The 23,105-nt window shown below is 45.8% G+C and carries 17 protein-coding genes and 1 pseudogene; 9 read left to right on the plus strand and 9 right to left on the minus strand.

Annotation, left to right across the window (positions count from 1 at the left end; translation table 11 throughout):
- Positions 1 to 124: 124 nt before the first annotated feature.
- Positions 125 to 4,123, minus strand: a complete 3,999-nt coding sequence (gene hrpA, locus AC6R05_RS14480) for an ATP-dependent RNA helicase HrpA (RefSeq protein ID WP_500647947.1) — start codon at positions 4,121 to 4,123, stop codon at positions 125 to 127.
- 211 nt (positions 4,124 to 4,334) lie between these two features.
- Here hrpA and AC6R05_RS14485 point away from each other — a divergent pair, with 211 nt between their 5' ends.
- Entirely contained in the window at positions 4,335 to 4,919 is a 585-nt protein-coding gene (locus AC6R05_RS14485) for an FMN-dependent NADH-azoreductase (protein ID WP_150894352.1), read from the plus strand.
- An 88-nt stretch (positions 4,920 to 5,007) separates the two neighbouring features.
- On the opposite strand, the gene AC6R05_RS14490 is transcribed toward AC6R05_RS14485, so the two are convergent.
- The gene (locus tag AC6R05_RS14490; RefSeq protein ID WP_500647801.1) at positions 5,008 to 6,306 is read right to left on the minus strand and encodes a MipA/OmpV family protein; all 1,299 of its coding nucleotides are present in this window, start codon (positions 6,304 to 6,306) and stop codon (positions 5,008 to 5,010) included.
- A gap of 79 nt (positions 6,307 to 6,385) precedes the next feature.
- Here AC6R05_RS14490 and AC6R05_RS14495 point away from each other — a divergent pair.
- The 3 genes and pseudogenes from AC6R05_RS14495 to AC6R05_RS14505 form a co-directional block, all read left to right on the plus strand.
- A pseudogene (locus AC6R05_RS14495) lies at positions 6,386 to 6,782 on the plus strand (VC1380 family protein); the annotation flags it as partial.
- Positions 6,783 to 6,840: 58 nt separating this feature from the next.
- Positions 6,841 to 8,811, plus strand: coding sequence for a metallophosphoesterase family protein (locus AC6R05_RS14500; RefSeq protein WP_500647802.1), 1,971 nt, complete (start codon positions 6,841 to 6,843; stop codon positions 8,809 to 8,811).
- A gap of 167 nt (positions 8,812 to 8,978) precedes the next feature.
- Positions 8,979 to 9,428, plus strand: a complete 450-nt coding sequence (locus tag AC6R05_RS14505) for a tellurite resistance TerB family protein (protein WP_032548770.1) — start codon at positions 8,979 to 8,981, stop codon at positions 9,426 to 9,428.
- 105 nt (positions 9,429 to 9,533) lie between these two features.
- Here the strand turns inward: AC6R05_RS14505 and AC6R05_RS14510 are convergent, their stop codons facing one another.
- The 4 genes from AC6R05_RS14510 to AC6R05_RS14525 form a co-directional block, all read right to left on the minus strand.
- Positions 9,534 to 9,974, minus strand: coding sequence for a hypothetical protein (locus tag AC6R05_RS14510; protein WP_500647803.1), 441 nt, complete (start codon positions 9,972 to 9,974; stop codon positions 9,534 to 9,536).
- Between the two features lies 1 nt (position 9,975).
- The gene (locus AC6R05_RS14515; RefSeq protein ID WP_500647804.1) at positions 9,976 to 10,713 is read right to left on the minus strand and encodes a winged helix-turn-helix domain-containing protein; all 738 of its coding nucleotides are present in this window, start codon (positions 10,711 to 10,713) and stop codon (positions 9,976 to 9,978) included.
- A gap of 63 nt (positions 10,714 to 10,776) precedes the next feature.
- On the minus strand, positions 10,777 to 11,457 hold the full coding sequence (locus AC6R05_RS14520) for a hypothetical protein (protein ID WP_500647805.1): 681 nt from the start codon (positions 11,455 to 11,457) through the stop codon (positions 10,777 to 10,779).
- Between the two features lie 12 nt (positions 11,458 to 11,469).
- Positions 11,470 to 11,790, minus strand: coding sequence for an antibiotic biosynthesis monooxygenase family protein (locus AC6R05_RS14525; RefSeq protein ID WP_500647948.1), 321 nt, complete (start codon positions 11,788 to 11,790; stop codon positions 11,470 to 11,472).
- A 362-nt stretch (positions 11,791 to 12,152) separates the two neighbouring features.
- On the opposite strand from AC6R05_RS14525, the gene AC6R05_RS14530 reads away from it, so the two are divergent.
- Together AC6R05_RS14530 and AC6R05_RS14535 are read left to right on the plus strand one after the other, a co-directional pair.
- Positions 12,153 to 12,626 (plus strand): hypothetical protein, encoded by a 474-nt coding sequence (locus tag AC6R05_RS14530; RefSeq protein ID WP_500647806.1) that lies wholly within the window; start codon positions 12,153 to 12,155, stop codon positions 12,624 to 12,626.
- 12 nt (positions 12,627 to 12,638) lie between these two features.
- Entirely contained in the window at positions 12,639 to 14,324 is a 1,686-nt protein-coding gene (locus AC6R05_RS14535; protein ID WP_500647807.1) for an LruC domain-containing protein, read from the plus strand.
- Between the two features lie 98 nt (positions 14,325 to 14,422).
- On the opposite strand, the gene AC6R05_RS14540 is transcribed toward AC6R05_RS14535, so the two are convergent.
- The gene (locus AC6R05_RS14540; RefSeq protein ID WP_032548762.1) at positions 14,423 to 14,953 is read right to left on the minus strand and encodes a 3'-5' exonuclease; all 531 of its coding nucleotides are present in this window, start codon (positions 14,951 to 14,953) and stop codon (positions 14,423 to 14,425) included.
- A gap of 79 nt (positions 14,954 to 15,032) precedes the next feature.
- Entirely contained in the window at positions 15,033 to 16,583 is a 1,551-nt protein-coding gene (locus tag AC6R05_RS14545; RefSeq protein WP_500647808.1) for a sensor domain-containing diguanylate cyclase, read from the minus strand.
- A gap of 348 nt (positions 16,584 to 16,931) precedes the next feature.
- Between AC6R05_RS14545 and AC6R05_RS14550 the strand changes: the two genes are divergently transcribed.
- The 3 genes from AC6R05_RS14550 (at position 16,932) to AC6R05_RS14560 (ending at position 22,591) form a co-directional block, all read left to right on the plus strand.
- Positions 16,932 to 17,564 carry a DUF2760 domain-containing protein gene (locus AC6R05_RS14550; protein WP_032548760.1) on the plus strand — a complete coding sequence of 211 codons (633 nt, stop codon included), beginning with the start codon at positions 16,932 to 16,934 and terminating at the stop codon, positions 17,562 to 17,564.
- Positions 17,564 to 19,507, plus strand: a complete 1,944-nt coding sequence (locus AC6R05_RS14555) for an Hsp70 family protein (protein WP_500647809.1) — start codon at positions 17,564 to 17,566, stop codon at positions 19,505 to 19,507. Before AC6R05_RS14550 ends, AC6R05_RS14555 begins: the two co-directional genes overlap by 1 nt.
- Before the next feature lie 246 nt (positions 19,508 to 19,753).
- The gene (locus tag AC6R05_RS14560; RefSeq protein ID WP_500647810.1) at positions 19,754 to 22,591 is read left to right on the plus strand and encodes an Hsp70 family protein; all 2,838 of its coding nucleotides are present in this window, start codon (positions 19,754 to 19,756) and stop codon (positions 22,589 to 22,591) included.
- Positions 22,592 to 22,715: 124 nt separating this feature from the next.
- Here AC6R05_RS14560 and AC6R05_RS14565 read toward each other — a convergent pair whose 3' ends face one another.
- Positions 22,716 to 22,931: a hypothetical protein gene (locus AC6R05_RS14565; RefSeq protein WP_032548757.1), complete on the minus strand. Its 216-nt coding sequence runs from the start codon at positions 22,929 to 22,931 to the stop codon at positions 22,716 to 22,718.
- Between the last annotated feature and the right edge of the window lie 174 nt (positions 22,932 to 23,105).

The raw sequence follows: 23,105 nt of genomic DNA on the forward strand, positions 1-23,105 counted from the left end.
CGTCCTAGCGACGCTTAAGCGGTAAATGATTGCCACTAAAACGTCTTTTTGTAATTACTATCCAATTAACAAGAAAATAAGCAAGATTCATACCTGAACCTTGCTCGATTATCTCGCTCAATCCTTAACAAGCATCGATAGCGTTTTTAACACGCTTGTCCGATACTGGGTATGGCGTGCCAAGTTGCTGTGCGAAGAAGCTTACACGAAGCTCTTCTATCATCCAACGCACCTCTTTGACATTTTCTGGAACCGCGATCCCTTTTGGCACCTTATTCAGTAACTCTTTGTAATCGTTCATTACTGATTCGACTTTAATCATGTGTAAGCGGTCTTTGTTCGGATCAATCGGCAGTTTCTCCATACGACGCTCAATCGCGCGCATGTAGCGCAGGATGTCCGGCAGACGCTTCCAACCACATTCAGTCGCAAAGCCCTTGAATATTAACCCTTCTATCTGCGCTTTGATATCCGACAAAGCAAATGCCATCGATAGATCAACACGCCCTTTCAGCTTTTTGTTGATGTTGAACGCTGTGGTCAGAATGGTTTCAACTTGCTGAGCGATCTCTACGACCGTATCACCAAGCTCTGCACGAACGTGTTCTTTCAATGCTTCAAATTGCTCTGGTTCCCAAACCAAACCGCCCTTCTCTTCGATAAGCTTATCGATGCCACAAGCGATACAATCATCAATCAAATCAAGGACTTTACCATAAGGGTTAAAGTAAAGACCTAGCTTAGATTTGTTTGGCAGGTTCGAGTGTAGGTACTTAATCGGCGATGGCACGTTAAGCAAAATCAGACGACGCTGACCTGCTTTCATTGCTGAGATCTGCTCTTGCTCAGTTTCGAACAGTTTGATCTCTACACTGTCTTTGGTATCCACTAACGCTGGGAAGGCTTTTACGTCGTAACCGCCACGTTTCTGTTGGTACACCTTCGGCAGTTCGCCAAAGCTCCACGTGTGAAGGTTCTGCTGCTCGATGTCGTCATCAGCCACTTTCGATAGTGTCTCTTGAACCTTGTCTTTCAAGCTCTCTTTCAACTCGTGCAGATCTTTGTGCTCTTTCAGCTTACGACGGCGGTGGTCTACCGCGCGGAACGTTACTTTCAAGTGCTCTGGGATCTGGTCAAGTTTCCAATCATCACGCACTACTTCGACACCTGTCATACGGCGTAGCTCTTTCTCTAGAGAATCGAGTAGCGGCGCTTCAAGTGGTGTTACTCGCGCAAGGAATGCATCTGCATAGTTTGGCGCAGGCACAAAGTTACGTCGTAACGCCTTAGGTAGCGATTTGATAAGGCTAATGACAAGTTCTTGACGTAATCCCGGGATCTGCCAGTCAAAGCCACTCTGCTCTACTTGGTTCAGAATCGGCAGTGGTACGTGAACCGTCACACCATCGTTGTCGTCGCCCGGCTCAAATTGGTAGCTCAATTTCAGCTTCAAACCATTTTGATGCCAGAAGTTCGGGTAATCTAAATCAGTAACATGGCTCGCATCGCCACGGAACAGCATCGATTTCTCGAAGTTCAGTAGCTCAGGCGTCTGTTTGCTGGTTTTCTTCCACCACGTATCGAAGTGACGGCCAGAAATCACCTCTTCACCAACGCGTTGGTCGTAGAAATCAAACAGCTCATCGTCATCAATCAAGATGTCACGACGACGCGATTTATGCTCTAACTCTTCCACTTCTTGCAGAAGCTTGCGGTTCTGTTTGAAGAAGGCATGTTTAGTTTCCCATTCACCTTCAACCAGTGCGCTGCGTACAAACAGTTCACGGCTCACAGTCGGGTCAATTGAACCGTAGTTCACTAGGCGCTTAGGTACGATTGGAATGCCGTAAAGCATCACTTTCTCGTGCGCCATGACCGCGGCTTGTTTCTTCGACCAATGAGGTTCGCTGTAGCTGCGCTTAATGAGGTGCTTAGCTAATGGTTCAATCCATTCAGGCTGAATCTTAGCAATGATACGACCCCAAAGTTTTGAGGTTTCCACCAGCTCAGCGGACATGATCCACTTAGGCTGCTTCTTAAACAGGCCAGACGCAGGGAAGATATGGAAGCGAGCGTTACGTGCACCTTGGTACTCGTTCTTCTCTTGGTCTTTCATACCAACGTGCGATAGCAAACCCGATAGCAGCGACTGGTGAATGCCTTCGTAGCTACCCGGTTCGTCGTTAAGCTTGGTATCCAATTCACGCATTGCTTGGTGAATTTGGAAGTACACATCTTGCCACTCACGAATACGCAGGTAGTTCAAGTAATCTTGCTTACACTGCTTGCGGAACTGGTTGCTCGACAGCGCTTTTTGCTGCTTCTTGATGTAGTCCCACAGGTTCACGAAGGTGATGAAGTCTGAGTCTTTATCGAAGAAACGCTTGTGCTTATCGTCAGACGACTGCTGTTTGTCAGACGGACGCTCACGCGGGTCTTGAATCGACAATGCAGACGCGATAACCATCACTTCGTGCAGACAGCGATTGTTGGGAGCTTCAATAACCATGCGCGCTAAACGCGGGTCGATTGGCAGCTTAGATAGCTTGCGACCAATAGCCGTTAGCTTCTTAGTATCGTCGCCTTGGTTCTTGTTCTTGCTGTTTGGTTTGCCCGATGCAATCGCACCTAGCTCTTCAAGCAGTCTTACGCCATCTTGGATGTTGCGTTTATCTGGCGCTTCTACAAATGGGAAGGCTTGGATATCACCTAGTCCAAGAGCCGTCATCTGTAGGATTACCGACGCTAGGTTGGTACGCAAAATCTCTGGATCGGTAAACTCTGGACGTGATTCAAAATCTTCCTCAGAGTACAGACGAATACAGATACCTTCAGCCACACGACCACAACGACCTTTACGCTGGTTAGCACTCGCTTGAGATACTGGCTCAATCGGTAGGCGCTGTACCTTAGTACGGTAGCTGTAACGACTGATACGCGCAGTACCTGGGTCGATTACGTATTTGATGCCCGGAACCGTTAGCGAGGTTTCTGCTACGTTGGTTGCCAGTACAATTCGACGACCCGTGTGCGATTGGAAGATGCGGTTCTGCTCACCCGCTGACAAACGTGCATACAGCGGCACGATTTCAGTATCACGCAGGTTACGCTTACTTAGCGCATCTGCAGTATCACGAATCTCACGCTCACCATTCATGAAGATCAGGATGTCGCCTAAGCCTTCATCACATAACTCATCAACCGCTTCGAAGATACCTTCCATTTGGTCACGATCAGAATCGCTGTCGTCACCACCCAGTGGGCGGTAGCGAGTTTCTACTGGGTACGTACGACCTGATACTTCAATGATTGGTGCATTATTGAAATGCTTAGAGAAGCGCTCAGGGTCGATGGTTGCCGACGTGATGATCACTTTCAGATCAGGACGCTTTGGCAGCAACTCTTTCAAGTAACCCATGATGAAATCGATGTTCAAGCTACGTTCGTGCGCTTCATCGATAATGATGGTGTCGTACTGGTTTAAATAACGGTCGTGCTGAATCTCGGCCAGTAGAATACCGTCGGTCATCAGTTTGATTTGGGTGTTATCCGAGATTTGATCGTTAAATCGAACCTTATAACCCACAAACTCACCCAGTTGGGTTTCCATCTCTTCTGCAATTCGGTTCGCTACCGAACGCGCAGCCAGACGACGTGGCTGAGTATGGCCAATTAGGCCATAGCGACCGCGTCCAAGCTCAGAACAGATCTTAGGAAGTTGAGTTGTTTTACCTGAACCCGTTTCACCCGCCACGATCACCACTTGGTTCTCTTCAATCGCCTTAGCGATATCGTCACGCTTTTGGCTTACGGGCAGGATTTCTGGGTATTCGATGGTTGGCTTTTGCGCAGCGCGCTGAGTTGCCGTCATCATCGATTGGGCAATATCTAGTGCAATCTCGTCAAAGACTGCGTGTTTCGATTTCTCGTTTTTAATTCGGCTAGCACCTGCAATTCGCTTACTCAGACGGAAGCGATCGCGCATCATACATTCATTGAGCGCTTTACGAAGAGAGGCAGGTGTATTTTGGGAGGCCTTAGCCTGAGAAGCAGAATTCTTGTCTGCCGCGTCCGAACGTGCGGCGTCTTGATTCTTATCTGCTTTTTCCGGAGACGAAGTCAAAGCGTGTCCTATTCTTTTCATTACATAAAACTTCGCGAATTGTAGCACATAAGGGCTAGAACAAGATAACGGAAAGCACCTTACGAAATGCACCCTTCTAGAGTCATTCAATTTTTTCGAACAACTTAAGCGAATCTATCGCCTTTTAGGCTTTCTTTGTTCTCCTATAATGCATCACATAACAAAAAGCACTTATTCAAGGAAAACCATTATGTCTCGTGTATTAGCCCTTAAATCAAGCATCCTAGGCGATTACTCTCAATCAACTAAACTGGTTGAAGAGTTCATCAAAAATGTAGACCAAGACAAACTGACGGTTCGCGACCTAGCTGCAAATCCACTTCCAGTGTTGGACTTCTCGGTAGCAACTGCGCTTCGCGCAACGGAAGATCTTTCTCAAGACCAGCAAGCGATTGTTGACCTATCTGATACGCTAATCGAAGAGATTAAAGCGGCAGATACGCTAGTGATTGCGGCACCTATGTACAACTTCACTATCCCAACTCAGCTTAAAAACTGGATTGACCTAATTGCTCGTGCTGGTGTGACGTTCACTTACACAGAGAACGGCGTGAAAGGTCTAATCGAAGGTAAGAAAGCGATCGTCGTAACGACTCGTGGTGGTATTCACAAAGACGCGGCAACTGACAGCGTGACACCATACCTACGTACAGTACTTGGCTTTGTTGGCATCACAGATGTGGAATTTGTTTACGCAGAAGCACTCAACATGGGTGAAGACGCAGCAGCAAAAGGCATCTCAGAAGCGCAAAGCAAGCTTGCTGAATTGGCGTAATGTAACGCTGATTGAAAAGAGTAAAATCTGAGTAATAAACGAAAGCCTCATATCACTATGAGGCTTTTGTCGTTATATCGAGTTGTAATTAAAACTCATACTGGAAGTAGATGGTATTGTAGTTACTGCCACCTTTAATGCGACCAAACTGGGACGCGTTTTCGAAGATAGCCGAACGGTGGTGAAGTGAGTAACCAAACCATAGATTGTTGAGATCATTCTTGCCGAACAGATCGCCTACATTGACATCAAACGAGAAGTCTAAGTAGTTCAACAGGTGACTTGCGGTATAGCCCTTTTCTGCCATCTCTGTAGCTTCAATGTAAGTAATTGAATCGATGTATGACATACCTTCTGCGACACCAAAACGCCATTGCGTTGGCCAGTTAAAGGTGTAGTAAGCCTTAATCGCAACCACATATTCCGTACTGCTTGATTGAACCTCTGAACTCCAGTGGTGAACGATACCGGGCGTTAGATAAATATCTAACGGGAAGCCAAATATCTCATCCGTCAGTGGATGACCGTAGAAGAATGAGGTCAGTTGGTTATTGAACTCATCTTTCTCGCGATTGAACTTCATGATGTCGCCGATGTTTGAAGGCGTTGCCCAACCGTGTGCCACACGAAGATAGGCTGGGTTACTAAGTCGAGGTTTTGGCGCTTTCTCTTTGTCATTAAAGAAACCAAATCCGACGTAGAATTCACCTTGGTAGCGGTCTTCCACAATTGACGATTCGTAGGCGTTATCATCTAAACGAGTAACGCTTGTCGAACCAAGCAGGTACAAGTTAGAAATAACATGATATTTGGCTTCAATACCCACATTGAAATCGGCACCAGCACCAATCGACTGCCCACCCACCTCATAATACTCGGTGTTAAAGTCGGCACTCTTATAACGAAGTGTCGCACTTGGTGTGAACTCCCAGTCCCCGACTTCGTAGTAACCTTTGGCTCTAAAGTTGCCATGGAAACGGTAAGAGTCGTCGCTCATAAACTCAGTTTCTAAGCGCCATTGATCGTCCAATTGGTAGGCAAGCTGCGCACCAAAGTCGGCTGTATCACCCTCAATTGCATTCTGTTCAGATGCAGGAATATCGATAAAACGCATGCGCGAAATCGCATTCAGTTGCCACTTCTCGTCGTCTGATTCGAACAGATAGGCACCCATTTCTGTGCCATCAATAAAGACGTAGTCGTTCTTAAAAAACAGCATTGGCACGAACGAGCTTACCGTTTGGTCACCACCGGACGTGTCGTAGGGAATACTCGCCGTTCGATACATCGCGGCGATTCCCCACTCCTGCTCTTCGATCGCTGCTGCATTACCACTGCCAAGTAGCGCACCCGAGCTAACCATGGTTGCTATTAATTTGTTCTTCATTACTGTTTTTTCTCTGTTGAGCCGATTTCTGCTACCGAATAGACATTTCTTGACCAATTTTGGTCAACTAACTTTAGGTTTGATCGTCATTGACCGTTACAATGAAGATCACCCTATGGTCAATTTAAAGTATTGTGAAAGTTTCCGAATTACAAAACATTATAAACCAGCTTCCGAGCGATGCCGATCCTGACGTTGTCATGGGAGAGGCTTGGTTACCTGAAAGACTAGTCGACACCACGCTTGATGGTGATCTGTTGTTTCTTCAATTTGATAATGCTCCTGAAGAAACGCAAGGAGACGAAGAAGGTCGTGGTTTTGTGGAGCACGAAGTTACCATGATCCGAGAAAAACTCGAACAAATACTTGATGCTCCTTCAGACACCAAAACAAAAGCCGACGCGATGCTGGCTCTATTTTTAATGGGTCATGAACTTTCTAGCTCGGAAGTTATCGAAATACTCGAGACGCCCGAACCAGATAACGACTTAATATAATTAAAGAATAGTCCACCACCACGATTTTAGGAACACTGTGAAGCATTCGACACCTGAGACACTCCCCTTACTTATTGCTGGCCCGATACTGCGTAAAACGACCAAAGACGAGGTTGTAATCTGGGTCGTCACCAGTCAGCCGCTTTTAGGTATGGTTTCGCTCTACCATCGCGACCAAGATGACGCGTTTTATCAGTCAAAGTTGGCTGAGCAGCAAAGCTTGCGAATTGGTGTTTCAGCTTGGGTAACACTTATCCAGCTTCACGGTGAATTTCCAACCAATACGCCACTCGAGTACGATATCGAGACGGAACAAGGCACGCTTAAAACACTAGCACCACATCTTACTTACAACGATCGCCAACGCGTTGAGTTTGTAGTGTCTGAAGAGTCGAACTACATTCTGCATGGCTCCTGTCGCAATCCACACCATCCCAGCAAAGACAGTTTGGTCGCGGCTGACAGCAAAGTAGAAAAACAGGCGCCGCAAGAACGTCCTGACTTGCTGATGATGAGTGGCGACCAGATTTACGCTGACCACGTTGCAGGCCCTATGTTGGATGCCATTTGGCAAGTAATCCAACTGCTTGGCCTGCCAGATGAGCGCCTACCGACAGACGCTCAGGTTAATGATATTCATGACAGCCAATCCCTGTTTGAAAGTGAATATCACCTTTACCAGCGCCACCACTATCTGCCACATCACAATCAGTCAGACTCTTTGTTGGACAAACTGTTCCCTAATCGCAAGGTGCCTATATTCAGTTCTCGCGATTGTGAAAACCATTTAGTGACATTGTCTGAATTCGTCGCTATGTATCTGTTGGTATGGTCACCTACTCTTTGGCAGTGCATTAACCGTGAACGTCTGATTGAAAACAACTTCGAACAAGGTGGCAGAAAGCTAACGCCACTTGAGCAACAACAGTGGCGCGATGAAACTGAGGTTATTAACGACTTCATTGCAGGTTTGCCACAGGTGCAACGCTTGCTCGCACACATCCCGACCTACATGATCTTCGATGATCATGACGTTACCGATGACTGGAATCTCACCGTCGGATGGGAACAAGCGGTGTTGCAAAACCAGTTGGCAACACAAGTGATTGGTAATGGCCTCGCGTCTTACTGGCTTTGCCAAGGTTGGGGTAATGCGCCTGAGAAGTTCAATGATGTGTTTATCGAGCACGCTAAATCGGTGTTTGAGATTCAAAGCTCACAAGAAGCCAAGTCACTTGAACCTATGCCACTTCAACCCAAGATTGACGAGCAAGCGCATCAAGCGTTCGTCGAATACTTGAGTCGCTTTGAAGATTGGCACTACACCATCGAGCTATCACCGAAGGTGATTGTGCTTGATACTCGTACTCGTCGTTGGCGTTCAGAATCACGCATGAACAAACCGTCAGGCTTGATGGATTGGGAAGCTCTGATTGAGTTCCAACATCAACTCATGCATCAAGATAAGGTAATCATTATCTCTGCTGCACCGATGTTTGGCGTTAAGTTTATCGAAGCACTGCAGAAAATCATGACTACCTGTGGCCAACCGCTGCTCATTGACGCGGAGAACTGGATGGCCCACCCAGGCAGTGCTAACACCCTCATCAGCATTTTCACCCATACCAAGACTCCGACCAACTTTGTGGTGCTTTCTGGTGATGTGCATTACTCCTTTGCCTACGACATCAAGCTGCGTTATCGCAAAAACAGTCCGAACATCTATCAGATCACTTGTAGCGGCATCAAGAATGAGTTCCCAGCACCTCTGCTTAAGTTCTGCGACGTATGTGATCGCCTGCTGTATAGCCCGCGTTCAATACTTAACTACTTCACCAAACGTAAGCGTTTGAGAATCGAGAAGAGAAGCCCTGACAACCAGAACTTCTATCGCCTTTCAAACCGCAGCGCGATTGGTGAACTTAAGCTCGATGAATCGGGAAAACCTATTTCAATCACTACCTTGAGTGGCGATGGAAAGGTAACTCGTTTCCCAGAGCCTGATTAGGGCTAATGACTCGTCAAACTACCTATAGTTTTGTCAACATAGTGTAAATCCACTTGCGAATGACCAAGGTAAGCCCAATATTAATAGTATTAGTTCAACCTATATCTCAATATTATCAATTCGGTTGAGCGTGCAACTTAGTCCTGTTTCGTAGATTGGAGCTTATTATGTTTAATTCTCTTACTTCACTGTTCAAACAACTGATTGAAGGTGAAGACCTTAGCAAAACCTCGAAAGCATCGCCCAATATTGCGATTGCGAGCCTGCTGTGTGAAGTCGCTGGTGCTGACCACGAAATCGATGAGAAAGAGCAAGCAGCCAAACTCATGCTGATTCAGCGCCTGCTAGGTCTAACAGAAGAAGAAGCTGCTCAACTGCTTGAAAAAGCGCAGCCACAGGTTGACCAATCTGTGTCTCTGTATGATTTCACTTCGCAACTTAGAGAGCTATCACAACCGGTGCGTATCGACTTAATTAAGGCGATGTGGGAAGTGGCTCATGCTGACGGTGAGATTGATCCGATGGAAGATGCGGTGATCCGCAAAACCGCAGAACTGCTTTATGTGGACCACAGCGATTTCATTAAGACAAAACTGAGCGTGCTTGGCGAAGAGTAGCCTTGTCGCGATCCCTCATGCAACACCACCTAATATCCCAATTGCGTCGAAGACTAACCCAACAATGAGTTAGTCTTGATATCTATAATCACTAAAGAGGGAACATCAATCACTAGAGAGGGAACGTCCGTAAAAAATGCCCTTTAGCTCCAGAGGGACACCATTTTTATGGATAAACAGCCCTCTTTGGTCTGATACCAAAACACTACGTTTATTCTCTAGCTCCTGAATGAATAGGTTTTTTACATTAAATGTCTGAGGGTTAGACGCCTGATCTTGTTCGGTCTGGTAGAAATAGTAATGATCCCCCCAACGCAGGAAAACACCAAAGAACTGCTTGGCATGAATCACCTTACCCTCTCGGTCATAACCAATGTAGTGCATTTTTGAACGACCATTTCTCAGGCGCAGTGTCAGCTCTTCATACCCTAAGCCATCATAAGTCACCTTAAACTGATAAGCGTTATTGGTGGACATACCGGAAACCAATCCTACCGATAAGATAAGAACAACAACCAGGATAATTGGTAGAAAAAAATGTCTCATGCTAGGACTCTTGGCGGCAAGTAAGTGACAAAAACTCAGAGGTAATCTCTACCCACTGACCGTCCATTAAAGCAACGGCTTGAATATTGTTGCATCCAACACCTCGGTCATGCAGATACACGCGAGTTACCCCTCGCTCTGAGAGTTCCTCAAAAAGCACCTCGTCTTTCTTAATGATTTTAATGTCATCATGAACTACCTCTATCCCTGCAATGGTTTCATGATTCATGAAAAATGCCATTTGAGAAAAAGTGGTTAAAAGCCCGATAGCTACCAATGAGCCGAGCGCTCCTTTCACTAGCGATGCCAAAGCAATTCCAAATACCACTTTCTGGGTAGACTCGAGAGTATCGGGTAGCTCAGCCGTTTCAGCGTGAGTTTCTAACTTCGCTACCGTATCGTCAGTAGTCGGAATCGACGCTAAGGAATCAAGAGCTGGAATGCAGTAGCCCTCTTTTTGCACTGTCACGACTTTGAATGGCGCATCCAATGTAATCAACGCATTACGAAGGTTTTTAATAGCAACATTTAACGAGCTGCTGGTGACTATTTTTCCAGGCCAACACTGTTCGAGCAAAACGTCACGCTTAATGGTCTTCGGGGACTCTTTATACAAGAGATTTAGGATCAGGCACTCTGAATAAGAGAGGTTAACTTGATGAGAAGAAGTCGTGCTTCGTAAGGTGCAAGTATCAAGCTCAAGCACTAAGTCATTTAAGGTAATTTTATTATTGTCCATACAGTAGAAAAACGAATGTGCCAATCAATATAGATTAGCACATTTGCAAATATTATATCGGAATCAAAGCTTTAGCTTAAAACCCAGCTCGCTAACATGTATATCTGCAAAGCCTAGCTTAACTGCTTCGAGTTCATTCGCCACTTGCCGTGCGTGCTCCTCATCTTTGGCGAGCACTGCGATTGAGTAAACAGGTCGAATCATCTTTGTCTCACCATCGGCTGAGTCTGAAATGTCTTTGTTATAAAGATACGCTGAGGTAATGGTGCTTGTTGCACTCCAATCAACAATTTTCTGTAGATCACGACCGATAACCTTATCCACCAGCAATTTATCTTCTGGCTTTTTCCAACTCAGTTCTACGGCGTAATTGGTGAAGGCAACGTCGGTATTTAGCCACTTGTTCCCGATCTCTCTCACCTCGGTGATCTCTGCCAACTCTTTATATTGCAGTGGTAAGTTACCTATTGTGTTTCGAACTTCTTGCTCACTGTTGGCTTCCATCACGAACTTAATGATAGGAAACGACTTGTCACCGATGAAGCTCTCGCTCACAAACATATCGTGAATTAAACCTGCATCAATCAAATTGGCGAAGGCTTTCTTTTGATTGGGCATTGCATCAAACACCGCTTGAGCATCATCGGTTTTCCACGCAACAGCAACGCCAAAAGCCGCTGCATTAATATTAAAAGATAAAAATAAGCTAAAAAAAGCTAAAGTCAGAGGGGTTGTATATCGCATCGACGTCATCTCTTAGTCTCGTATAATCTGGTATAGGTTAGGGTCAGCAGATACGCCTTGAATCATCATCGGCGGTAACTCTTTTCTCATGTTCGCTATGGCACTTTTGAACATGTCCTCGCTTTCCCACTGAGCTACGTTGATAAAACGGTAAGTCGCATCATCATCGAGTGAACGGTGCAATTTAGTCGATATATACCCCGGTTGTTGCTCAAGAATGTCTCTCGCAGCCTCCCAATACTCAAGCGTTACCTCTTCGCTTGCCGCATCGACAACAAACGTATTGATCAACACTACTGGCTTAGCCACAGCCAAGCTGCTCATCGTTAACATCAAAGCACCGAGTGTGTGCTTTAACGATTGTCTGATTATTGTTTCTTTCATACTCACTCCCTTGTAAAAGCGAGAGAAACTTAACATAGGATTTCACGATAAAAAGACCACGAGTCGATCTTTAATATTAATTAAAAATAGATAACTTAATCGCCCCCTTCCCCCCACAAAAATGCACCTAAATCCGTTTCTACAACTTCTGCAATTCACTGTTCCATCATTTTGATTCTCATATTGATATATTCACTCGCTCTCCTATCCCCAAAATAACAAAAACCAATAAAATCTATTATTTTCATATAGTTAAATTTTGGCACCCTCTTTGCTCTATTTAGGTTTTTAGGGACAAAAGGGAACCGACCATGAGAAAGCTACTTCCAACAATATTAACAACAGCAGTTGCTCTCACCTTGCATGGATGTGGAGGAGGTGGCGGCGGAGGCGGTGGCAGCACATCAACGCCTGCAGCAACACAGAGTTTCTCAGATATTTCAGTGCCGAGCTCTTTCGAATGGAGCGGCTCAACTTCTCGAGACCTGACAATTAATGTTGTCAGTGATGTTTCACAGCGTGACGGAGAGGCGGCAGCGATCCGCGGTGCTCACATCGTAAAACTGTATAGCATGAGCAGTGACGGTACCGACTCCCAACCATTTTATACGGGGATGACGAATAGCGATGGCCAACTGACTAACACATTAAGCCTATTAGACACATGGCAAGGCATTAAGTTGGTGGCGCTTGTTCGTGGTAATGAGTGTATCTCTCAAGTTGATTCCACAGACATTGCCAATGACCTGTACGTCAGCTGCAACATCGTTTTAGACGCAGATTAAGGAGTGAATATTATGGATAATATGAAAAAATCACTGCTTGTAGCTGGTTCCATCGCTGCGTGTGGCCTTTCCAATCAAGTATTTGCAGCGGCTTCAGACAACCAAACCGTCGATAACGGTGACGGCTCTACGACCGTGACCCAAACGATCAATGCCAGCAGTACTTCTCCTCATTATGTTGCACCGTCTGGATACGGATTTTCGATCTACAGTAACAAGAATGAAGACTACTCTTGGCAACACAACATCTCTATTCCGGCTGGAGCTCAAGTAACCTCTGCGACATTGACAATTTATGCCTACGATGTGGATTCTGAAGCACACCATGGTGAAAATGGTGAGTACGACAGTGTTACCGTCGATGGCACTATGCTCAACCCTGGCTTTCTACAAGGTACCAACAACAACTGGTCTACTACTGTATTCGATCTACCGCTTGCTTCATTGGACGACGGTTTAATTAACGTAGACCTAGATATCGATGTTAATGGTGACGGTTGGTTAACCACGCTCGACTACAGCTTATTGACGGTAACTTATACTGAGATCGAGAACGATCCTCCATTCACCCCAACTTTATCTCGCAGTAGTGGATTAGGCGATAATGACCCACTAGTGGTATCAGTAACAGGCCCAAGCCCGGCTGACCCAGACGGTGACTCAGTCACTTATACCTATCGTTGGTTTGTCGATGTTGGACAAGGTTTCTATGTGGATGATGAGTTCGTTGGCAAGAATGACAACAATGGCGCTACCCTACCAGCTAATCAAACTGAAAATGGTGAGCTGTGGAAAGTACAGGTGACTGCCGTTGACTCTAACGGTCTAATCAGTAACTTTGCAGAGATCAGTTGGCCAGAGATTGGTGATAGCGATGGCGACGGTGTTGCTGACGCCAACGACTATGCGCCAAACGATCCGAATATCGCCTTCTACAGCCGCACACCAACGACCGGATGGCATACATTGGCGTACGAAGATCTATGGCCTTATGAAGGCGATTACGACCTGAATGACTTCGTCACTCGCTACGCTTACGGTGTTTACACTAATGCGAGCAATGAGATCACCCGCTTCGATTACTACGGTCAAGCCGTTGCGCGTGGTGCCGCTGACAACAACAGCTTTGCCATATCTCTCGCTGGATTGGAAGCATCGGATGTCGGTACACTGACTCGTACAATCGACGGCGTAACCACAACAGTGACTCCTGAATCTGGTCACAGCGGCGAGATGGTCTTCGTGCTGATTGACAGTGTGAGCGATCTGTTGCCAGCTAGCGGCTCTTCTAACTTCTATAACACTGAGGCAGGTGACAACCGAAGTGCGGTAGATTACAGCGCATCACTAGTCATTGATGGCTCTATGAGCAGCTTGGCACCAAAAGCGTTCAACCCGTTCATTTTCAAAGTGGGTTCTCGAAACAAAGAGATTCATCTAATGAACTACCCGAACACTGACCTTGCGAATACCAGCATATTTGGCGTAGGTGATGATGACAGTGTTGTTGAGAATAACGAGTTCTATCAAACTCAGGCGGGTCTACCTTGGGCATTGGATATCCCTGCAAACTGGGCTCATCCATACGAGAAAACAGACACCAGCCAAGCTTATCCTGACATTACACCTTGGGTAGAAAGTGGCGGTGCTACCCATACCGACTGGCACTCTAACCCAGCACCATCGAAAACGTGGTAACAGAGTCGCTATCCCAACCTATAAAGAGTAACTAATAAGAAAAAAGCCATCATTACTGATTGAGTAATGATGGCTTTTCTAATGAGTAACACTGATTTCTAGAGCATCGTTAGTGTTAGCTTGGCGAGATTGTATGCATCGACATACCCTGAGTGCTGACGCCCTTCCCATTCGATATTTTGTGCTTCTTGAGCAGCTCTGTGACCGATGCGTTTGTCTTTGAGACGATGTTGAATGCGATACAAGGTCGCGATATTCAAGAACTCGGTAAACGGAGGTTCAATCCCCTTCTCAATACACTCTTTGTGTAGGATTAGGTCATCACGCCCCCAAGCTGCATAAATCTTATTGGGGCCACCAAAATTTTTGATCATCGATTGAACGACAGACGCCAATGGACGGCCCTGCTTTTCGATTTTACGTGGGGTAATACCGGTTAATTCAGCACAAAACAGAGAGACTTCATCTTTTTCAGGCTTAACGTAGTACTGCGCGCGTTTAACGATTTCTCCTGAAGCCAGATCAATCTCAGCCAGACCCACTTCAATGATCTCACCAGTTGTTCCTACTCCATCTTCGTTCCAACAGCACATTTCCAAATCGAAACAGACTACTCGATTGTGATTCATACGTTGCCTAATTCTCTCGTCTAAAATTTTAAAGCAGGGATTGTACCTGAGCCTATTCAAGATCTCGACCCCAAGGCAACTAAGTGTTCAAATCACCTGCAATCGTCACTTGGTTTCGCCCATTGACTTTACTTTGATAAAGCATACTGTCGGCGAGTTGAAGCGTCTCTTCAATGCCCTCATTGACGCGGATAGTTGCACCGATACTCAAGGTGCAATGAAGCTGTTGACCTTTGTGTTTACAAACGGTTTCTCGCACCTTATTTAGAATACAGTCTAGATAACTCGACAGTTGCTCCCTCTCGGTAATACTAGAAAGAATACAAAACTCATCCCCGCCAACTCGGAATAAATTGTCGCCTGATTTAAGACTGGTTGAAATCAGTTTCACTACGTGCACCAACAAAGCATCGCCGGCAGGATGACCATATTCATCATTGATCACTTTAAACTTATCAATATCAAACCCGATGAGGGTAAAGGGGGTATCGCTATCTATGGCACTGTCGAGCATTTTGTTAAAGGCACGACGGTTATAAATTTCAGTCAAACTGTCGTGATTAGCATAAAAACGGAGCTCTTCCGTACGCTTATCGAGCATTAGGGAAAGTCGCTCTTTCTCACGTACTTGTAAATTCACAATGTACGCCAACAGCAGCGAGATCATAGTCCCGACTAGAGCGATACCGGCCAATACCAAATAGCCGTTAAAAGAGATGTAAGAGTTGATCTTATAATCGATAGTCCACTGTCGATTCGTCAACATAATATGCTTAGTAATGCTCTGACCATCGACGTTTTCAAACCCTTCAGACTCGAACAATAGAGGTGCATCTTCCGCTTCGAAGCCATGATCAGTAACACGAACATACACGTCTAAATCCCCCACGGTGGAGGCTAGAAGGTTTTCAAAATAGAAGGTTGTTCGGATCACACCAATTACTACACCAAGCAAATCATCACTGTGACCATCAAACACTGGGTGGTACACCAACATACCGGTTTTAGGTAAATCTCTACTCAAGCCATCTTGCAGTAGTCGTACTTTATCCGAAATGTTCGCCTCTCGAGTCTCACGTATATTGTCTACGATGAGCTTAAAGCGATCACGAGAGGAGTAGAACCCTAATACTTGATTATTAGGTTCTGTATTTGGGTAAAGGTCAGTCGCGATAAACGCTGGTTCACCCTCTAGCAGATAGCCATAGGTCTTAGGACCATGTTTAGGGATAGTGTAGATTTCAAAAGAAGGATACAGCGCTTTCATTTTCGCTGTGTATTGTTCCATTTCGTCTGCTGTGACTTTTTGCATCCACTGCAGACCAATAAGACTTTTAGATCCGTTAATGGTTTGTTCTGCGAAACGATCGAACTTGTCCCAATGTTGGGGATCATTGGAGTAAAAGAAATTTGCACCAGAGCCAATATAGGCAACATCGTTATCGATGAAAGCTTTCAAACTCAAAGTTTGATGATCAGCAAAACTGTTTAGGTTGGCCTTTAAGGATCGACTTTGAGTTATGGCAACGATGACGAAACACAAAACCGTTATTAAAAACGTGACGAAAAAAGTAATTAACGGGAGCGTTCGTTTTTTCAACCCAGTCCTAGGGTCGATAGTATGCGGCATAGAGCTTCCAAAACATGTTAATTGTTTCGAAATTATACACTGACAATATAACAGTCTCTATTCCCCTTTAGGGATGATTCTGGAATATAACTAACACTATTTACACACCACGGACATTAATGGTGATTAAACCAACAAATCCAGATTACTTTTCAAGCTAACACACCAAAAAAACCCTTTATCAAAAACATTAAATAAAGCTCTTAGACCTTGAATATGCTAGTATCTACCCATATTTATAGCTTGAAAGAAACTGAATTACCCTAAGGTAAATCACTCTTCTTTCCGACCAGTATATTCATCTATACAAGCGAATATACCGTTAAATCAATCTAAAGAGAAATCACAATGAACTTTGATTTAAACCTTATCCCACAAACGTTTGATATGCTTCACGCAGGCCTAACTGCATCAAGCGTTTTACTACTGCTGATCGCTGTATCTCGCAAATCTAAAGTCGTCGAGAAAGTGGTTGAAAAACCAGTAGAGAAAATTGTTGAAGTTGAAAAGCCGGTTGAAAAGATCGTAGAAGTTGAGAAAGTTGTTGAAGTTGAAAAAGTTATCGAAAAAGTAGTAGAAGTTGAATCTAAGCTAGCAACAGCATCAACGGATTCTGCAATGCAGCTTCTATCTATCATGCAACAAGAAGCTCGCCTGATTGACTTCCTAAAAGAAGACCTAACGTCGTTCTCTGACGAAGAAGTTGGTGCTGCGGCACGTGTTATCCACACTGGCGGCCAAAAAGTACTGAGCGACTACGTAACTCTATCTCACATCCGTAGCGAAGACGAAGAGACTCGCATCACTGTGGCTGAAGGTTTCAACCCACAAGAAGTTCGTCTAACAGGTAACGTAACTGGTAGCGCACCATTCAACGGTACGCTTGTTCACAAAGGCTGGAAAGCGACTGAAATGAAGCTACCTAAACTGGCTGAAAACTACGATGCATCTGTTATTGCTCCTGCAGAGGTAGAACTATAATGGACCAGCATAACCATTTATCTCAAGACGCTTCGTCTCAAGAGCAAGGCGCCAAATACAGCGTAGGTATCGACTTAGGTACTACTCACTGTGTGCTGTCTTTCATTGATACAACCAATGAAGATGCACGAGTTGAAGTGATGCCAATCCCTCAGCTGACTGCACCGGGTACAGTAGAAACGCGCAGCCAACTAGGCTCGTTCTTATACCAGCCGCACGAACACGAGATGAACGAAGCGTCACGCGTTCTTCCTTGGTCAACAGAACCAAAAGCACTGGTTGGTGCGATTGCTCGTAACCTTGGCTCGAAAACGCCAATCCGCCTAATCGCTAGCGCGAAATCTTGGCTATGTCACGGTGGCGTTAACCGTCGTGATGCTTTCCTTCCTGCAGGTAGCCCTGAAGAAGTTGAAAAAGTATCACCGCTGAAAGCGACTGAGCTTTACCTAGAGCACCTGAAAGATGCTTGGAACCACGCTAACCCATCACACCCGCTTTCTGAGCAAGATGTGACCATTACTGTTCCTGCATCTTTCGACCCTGCAGCTCGTGACTTAACGGCAGAAGCAGCACGTAACGTTGGCTTCACGCACCTAACACTTCTAGAAGAGCCGCAAGCGGCACTGTACAGCTGGATCGATAACAGCAACGATCAATGGCGTGACGAAGTTGAAGTTGGTGACATCGTACTTGTTGTCGATATCGGTGGTGGTACGACTGACCTTTCTTTGGTTGAAGTGACTGAAGACGACGGTAACCTAACTCTGAACCGTATCGCGGTAGGTGAACACATCCTACTTGGCGGTGACAACATGGATTTAGCGCTGGCTTACCGTCTGAAGATGAAGCTAGCACAAGAAGGTAAAGAGCTAGCTCCTTGGCAAGTTCAAGCGATGACACACGCATGTCGTGATGCAAAAGAAGCGTTACTAAACGATGCTGAACTACAATCCGTGCCAATCGTTGTTCCAAGCCGTGGTTCTAAGCTACTGGGCGCAACGCTTAAAACTGAACTGACACAACAGGAAGTACAACAAACTCTGGTTGATGGCTTCTTCCCTAAAGTGGCTGTAACTGATCACCCAGTTCAGAAAACACGTGGTGCACTGACTCAAATGGGTCTGCCTTACGCTCAAGATGCGGGTATTACGCGTCATATTGCGGCTTTCCTATCTAAGCAAGCAAATGCGCTATCAGGTGGCGAAGAAACGGCTCAGCAAGATTTCAACCCATTCGCAAACATGCCAGGCATGCCGGGTGCGGAAGCGCCAGCTGCTGACTTCATTAAGCCAACGGCTATCCTATTCAACGGTGGTGTTCTGAAATCTAGCCTACTGGCAGATCGCCTTTCAGACACGATCAATGAGTGGTTGATCAACGCTGACGCTGAATTTGCTAAGCAGCTTTCTGGTCTGGATCTGGATCTTGCCGTAGCAAGCGGTGCTTCTTACTACGGCGCTGTTCGTCGTGGTCAAGGCGTACGTATTCGCGGTGGTATCGCTTCTGCTTACTACGTAGGTATTGAAAGTGCGATGCCAGCAATTCCGGGTATGGCTCCTCCAATGGAAGCACTGTGTGTTGCACCATTTGGTATGGAAGAAGGCTCAAGCGTTCAAGTACCAAGCCAAGAGTTCGGCCTAGTGATCGGTCAACCGGTTCACTTCCAATTCTTCGGTTCAACGACACGCCGTGATGATGAAGCAGGTACTCACCTTGACCACTGGGCACCAGAAGATCTAGAAGAACTACCAGAGATCCAAGTAACTCTGCCTGTGTCTGAAGGTCGTCGTGAAGGCGAAGTCGTTCCTGTAACGCTTGCTTCACGCGTCACTGAGTTAGGTACGCTTTACCTAGAAGCTATCGCAACTGATAACGGTCAGAAGTGGCACGTTGAGTTTGACGTTCGTGAAGATTCGAACCAAGACTCAAACGAGCAAGCTTAATGATTCAACGGCACCTTCGCGGGTGCCGTTATTTTATCAAAGCGTGATTCTCTACCGCTGATACGGATAACCTAGAGAATCTGTTTTCAACCGATACATTGAAATCCAAAGTGATGATATTCCCGACTCAATTGTTTATCACGATTGATGTAATACCTTCTTATCGGGAATGACGTTTAAGAATTACGACAATAAGACCAACTCTTTCAACAAACTGGTCATCACTTAAGAAGAATAAGGTTTTGTATGGCATCTCCTCGTTTCTTAGTCGGTATCGATTTGGGTACCACCAACACTGTGGTGGCTTACTGTGAAATCACCGACGATTTACAACAATCCCCTGTTTCTCTGTTCGACATCGACCAGCTTATTGGCCCTGGCGAAGTGGTTCGTAAACCCCTACTCCCTTCTTTCCGTTATCACCCAGCTCAAGGGCAGATTGCGCAAAACGATCTTACCCTTCCATGGGACGTTGAACCTGTCGCCGGTGATATTAGTAATGTAATTGTTGGTGAATGGGCACGTGAACTCGGCGCTAAAGTTGAAGGTCGTCAGGTATCCAGTGCTAAAAGTTGGCTCTCTCACCAAGCTGTAGACCGCAACTCGGACATCTTGCCATGGGCAGGTGCAAGTGACGTTGATAAAGTCTCACCCGTTGTGGCGAGTGCAAGCTACCTCAACCATATCCGTCAAGCATGGAACTACCGCAACCCTAGCAACAAACTAGAAGATCAAGACGTTGTAGTCACTGTGCCAGCATCGTTTGATGAAACTGCACGTAAGTTAACCTTAGAAGCGGCTCAATTGGCGGGTCTTAACAAGATCTTACTACTAGAAGAGCCTCAAGCAGTTTGCTACGACTGGTATGCACGCCACCAGCAAACGGCTGCTCAAGAGCTTGAACAACTGCCTCTGATCTTGGTGTGTGATGTCGGTGGTGGTACAACCGATTTAAGTTTGATTGAAGCACGCTTCAATTCTCAAAATGGCGCAGAAGCAGAACTCGCCCTTGATCGTATTGGTGTTGGTGAACACCTAATGCTTGGTGGTGACAACCTGGACTTGGCTCTAGCTCACCTCGCTGAGCAACGTTTCAACCAAACGAAAAAGCTTAACGCTTCTAGCCTAACCAAGCTTATTCAGCAGACTCGTAGCGCTAAAGAGAGCCTACTCTCGAGCCAAGCGCCAGATAACGTAAAAATCACTATGCTGGGTAGTGGTTCGAAACTTCTTGGTGGTACAAAGAGTATTGGTTTGACCAAAGCCGAAGTACACCAGATTGCTCTTGAAGGCTTCTTCCCTCTTTCTGACTTTAATGAAGTTCCAGACAAACGCCGCAGTGCGGTGGTCGAGTTTGGTCTTCCGTATGTTGCTGATCCAGCAGTAAGCAAACACATTGCCGAGTTTCTAACTCAGCACCAACAAGTCTCGAAAGCTGCGTTGGAAAACTCTTCAATTGAGCACGATGAGTCTGCACCTGCGATTCCAGTAGCCATCCTATTGAACGGTGGTGTGTTTAACAGTGACTTGGTGACCGATCGTATCACTCAATTAATGAGTGATTGGAAAGGCTCTGATATCACCGTATTAGATAACCCGCATCCAGATTGGTCAGTCGCTTTGGGTGCCGTTGCCTTTGGTAAAGCACGACGTGGCGCACAACTTAAAATTGGTGGTGGTGCCGCACGCTCCTACTTCTTGCACCTACAAGAAAAGAACAAGATGGGCAAAGCACTTTGTCTACTGGCTAAAGGTACCGAAGAAGGCCATGAGATTCGTCTAAGCAGTCGTCGTTTCTCTTTAACTCTTGGCGAACCAGTACGATTCAACCTACTGACTTCCACTCATGATCAGATCGCTCACGATACTGCGATTCAAAATGGCGTGATGGTTGACGTCGATGCGGATCTTTTTTCACCGTTACCGCCTTATATCTCAACGCTGGAAGGCTTGGATGACAAAGAGCTTCAAGCTAACCAGAAAGAGCGTGTTGAGGTTCAGCTTGCTTGCCAATTAACAGAAGTCGGCACACTGAAAATGGAGTGTGTGAGCGTTAATGATGACAGCCAGCGTTGGTCGTTGGAGTTTGAGGTTCGCAATAAGCAAGGCGATGATACTGAGCAAGAGAAGTTACATCCTCGCCTTGAAGAGTGCAAAGAGCTTGTGTCTCGCCTCTACAGTGGTAATAAGAAAAGTGCCGATTCAAAAGAGATTAAAACCCTCGCTAAAGATCTTGAAAAGCGTTTAGGTAAACGTGATGAATGGGACTTCACCACCCTGCGTCACCTATTTGATACCTTCTCACTAGGTAGAAAACGTCGCCGTCGTTCTGAAGCTCACGAGAAAAACTGGCTTCGCTTGGCTGGATATTCCATGCGTCCCGGTTTTGGTGATCCAACGGATTCATGGCGTATGGAACAGCTGTGGGGTCTTTACCAGCAAGGTATCCAGTTTAAGAATCACCAAGGCTGGACGGACTGGTGGGTATTCTGGCGTCGTGTTGCGGGCGGCTTAAACCAAGAGCAGCAAGAGACCATTTTGGCAGATATTGCTAAGTACCTACACCCGGGGGCGATGAAGAATCCGAAATCAGCGAAAGATGCGCAAGACCATGGCTACGAGTCTATGGTTCGTTTAGCCGCATCTTTAGAGCAACTGGAAGTAGAAGACAAAGCGCTGCTTTCGACTTGGTTCCTCAACAAAGCTATTAACCATAATCAGTTCGAGCAAGCGCACTGGTGGGCTCTGGGTCGCTTGGCGTCTCGTACGCCTCTGTACGGTAGCCAACACAGCGTCATTCCTCGTGAGCAAGCGGAGCAATGGCTACCTAAGCTACTTGATCAGAACTGGCACAAAGAGCCAATGATCGCTTTTGCGGCAGTGATGATTTGCCGTAAGACCGGTGACCGCTTATTCGATATTTCTGATGATTTCCGCGCACAAGTTGTCGAGAAATTGAAGAGCAGTAAAGTGCCGGACTCGTGGCTAACGCTGGTAACTGAAGTCACTGAGCTTTCGGAGATTGAATCTAAGCGTGTGTTTGGTGATGCTCTACCAAGCGGGCTGAGTTTGATTCAGAGCTAATCGCTGAACACAATCACTTGATAATAAAAAAGCCACTTTCGCTGATTGAAAGTGGCTTTTTAGTTTATGTTGGCTACCTTGCTTAACCATTTAAATCGTTGAACCATAACGTGGTTTGTCATTACTAATGTTTTGTTCCAGTTGGGTTAATCGTAAAATCCGTGTGTTCGTAAATATCAGAAAGCTTTTTAGGTTTCTTTGGTTTTGCTCCTCGTTTAGTTGGCTGATGAGTTTCGTTCAATATCCACTCCTCATGCATTTTTGCCGAATCCAAGAAATCTGGATCTTCCATTGCTTCCTTGCGAAGTTTATTTACACGTTCGAGAGTTTCCCAAATCATAATACTTCACCTCCACTAAGGCAGTACTATAAATTTAGTTCACAGAAGAAAAACTTCAAATAAACTAATGAGATAGCGATCTCATTTTGAGAATTAAGCCAATTATCAGGTCAGTTTTCACCCAATCAGCAGGATCAAAAAAGCGAGCATTAAGCCCGCCTTTTTCATCTGATC

The sequence above is a fragment of the Vibrio sp. R11-SG3-ISO9 genome (assembly GCF_059834255.1).

What these genes read in the sequence shown, in the direction of transcription:
- AC6R05_RS14550 (WP_032548760.1), top strand. Translation starts at nt 16,932, where the DNA reads ATGAACTTTGATTTAAACCTTATCCCACAAACGTTTGATATGCTTCAC.
- AC6R05_RS14485 (WP_150894352.1), top strand. Translation starts at nt 4,335, where the DNA reads ATGTCTCGTGTATTAGCCCTTAAATCAAGCATCCTAGGCGATTACTCT.
- AC6R05_RS14515 (WP_500647804.1), bottom strand. Translation starts at nt 10,713, where the DNA reads ATGGACAATAATAAAATTACCTTAAATGACTTAGTGCTTGAGCTTGAT.
- AC6R05_RS14505 (WP_032548770.1), top strand. Translation starts at nt 8,979, where the DNA reads ATGTTTAATTCTCTTACTTCACTGTTCAAACAACTGATTGAAGGTGAA.
- AC6R05_RS14535 (WP_500647807.1), top strand. Translation starts at nt 12,639, where the DNA reads ATGGATAATATGAAAAAATCACTGCTTGTAGCTGGTTCCATCGCTGCG.
- AC6R05_RS14490 (WP_500647801.1), bottom strand. Translation starts at nt 6,306, where the DNA reads ATGAAGAACAAATTAATAGCAACCATGGTTAGCTCGGGTGCGCTACTT.
- AC6R05_RS14520 (WP_500647805.1), bottom strand. Translation starts at nt 11,457, where the DNA reads ATGCGATATACAACCCCTCTGACTTTAGCTTTTTTTAGCTTATTTTTA.
- AC6R05_RS14530 (WP_500647806.1), top strand. Translation starts at nt 12,153, where the DNA reads ATGAGAAAGCTACTTCCAACAATATTAACAACAGCAGTTGCTCTCACC.
- AC6R05_RS14555 (WP_500647809.1), top strand. Translation starts at nt 17,564, where the DNA reads ATGGACCAGCATAACCATTTATCTCAAGACGCTTCGTCTCAAGAGCAA.
- AC6R05_RS14525 (WP_500647948.1), bottom strand. Translation starts at nt 11,790, where the DNA reads ATGTTAACGATGAGCAGCTTGGCTGTGGCTAAGCCAGTAGTGTTGATC.
- AC6R05_RS14560 (WP_500647810.1), top strand. Translation starts at nt 19,754, where the DNA reads ATGGCATCTCCTCGTTTCTTAGTCGGTATCGATTTGGGTACCACCAAC.
- AC6R05_RS14510 (WP_500647803.1), bottom strand. Translation starts at nt 9,974, where the DNA reads ATGAGACATTTTTTTCTACCAATTATCCTGGTTGTTGTTCTTATCTTA.
- AC6R05_RS14565 (WP_032548757.1), bottom strand. Translation starts at nt 22,931, where the DNA reads ATGATTTGGGAAACTCTCGAACGTGTAAATAAACTTCGCAAGGAAGCA.
- AC6R05_RS14545 (WP_500647808.1), bottom strand. Translation starts at nt 16,583, where the DNA reads ATGCCGCATACTATCGACCCTAGGACTGGGTTGAAAAAACGAACGCTC.
- AC6R05_RS14540 (WP_032548762.1), bottom strand. Translation starts at nt 14,953, where the DNA reads ATGAATCACAATCGAGTAGTCTGTTTCGATTTGGAAATGTGCTGTTGG.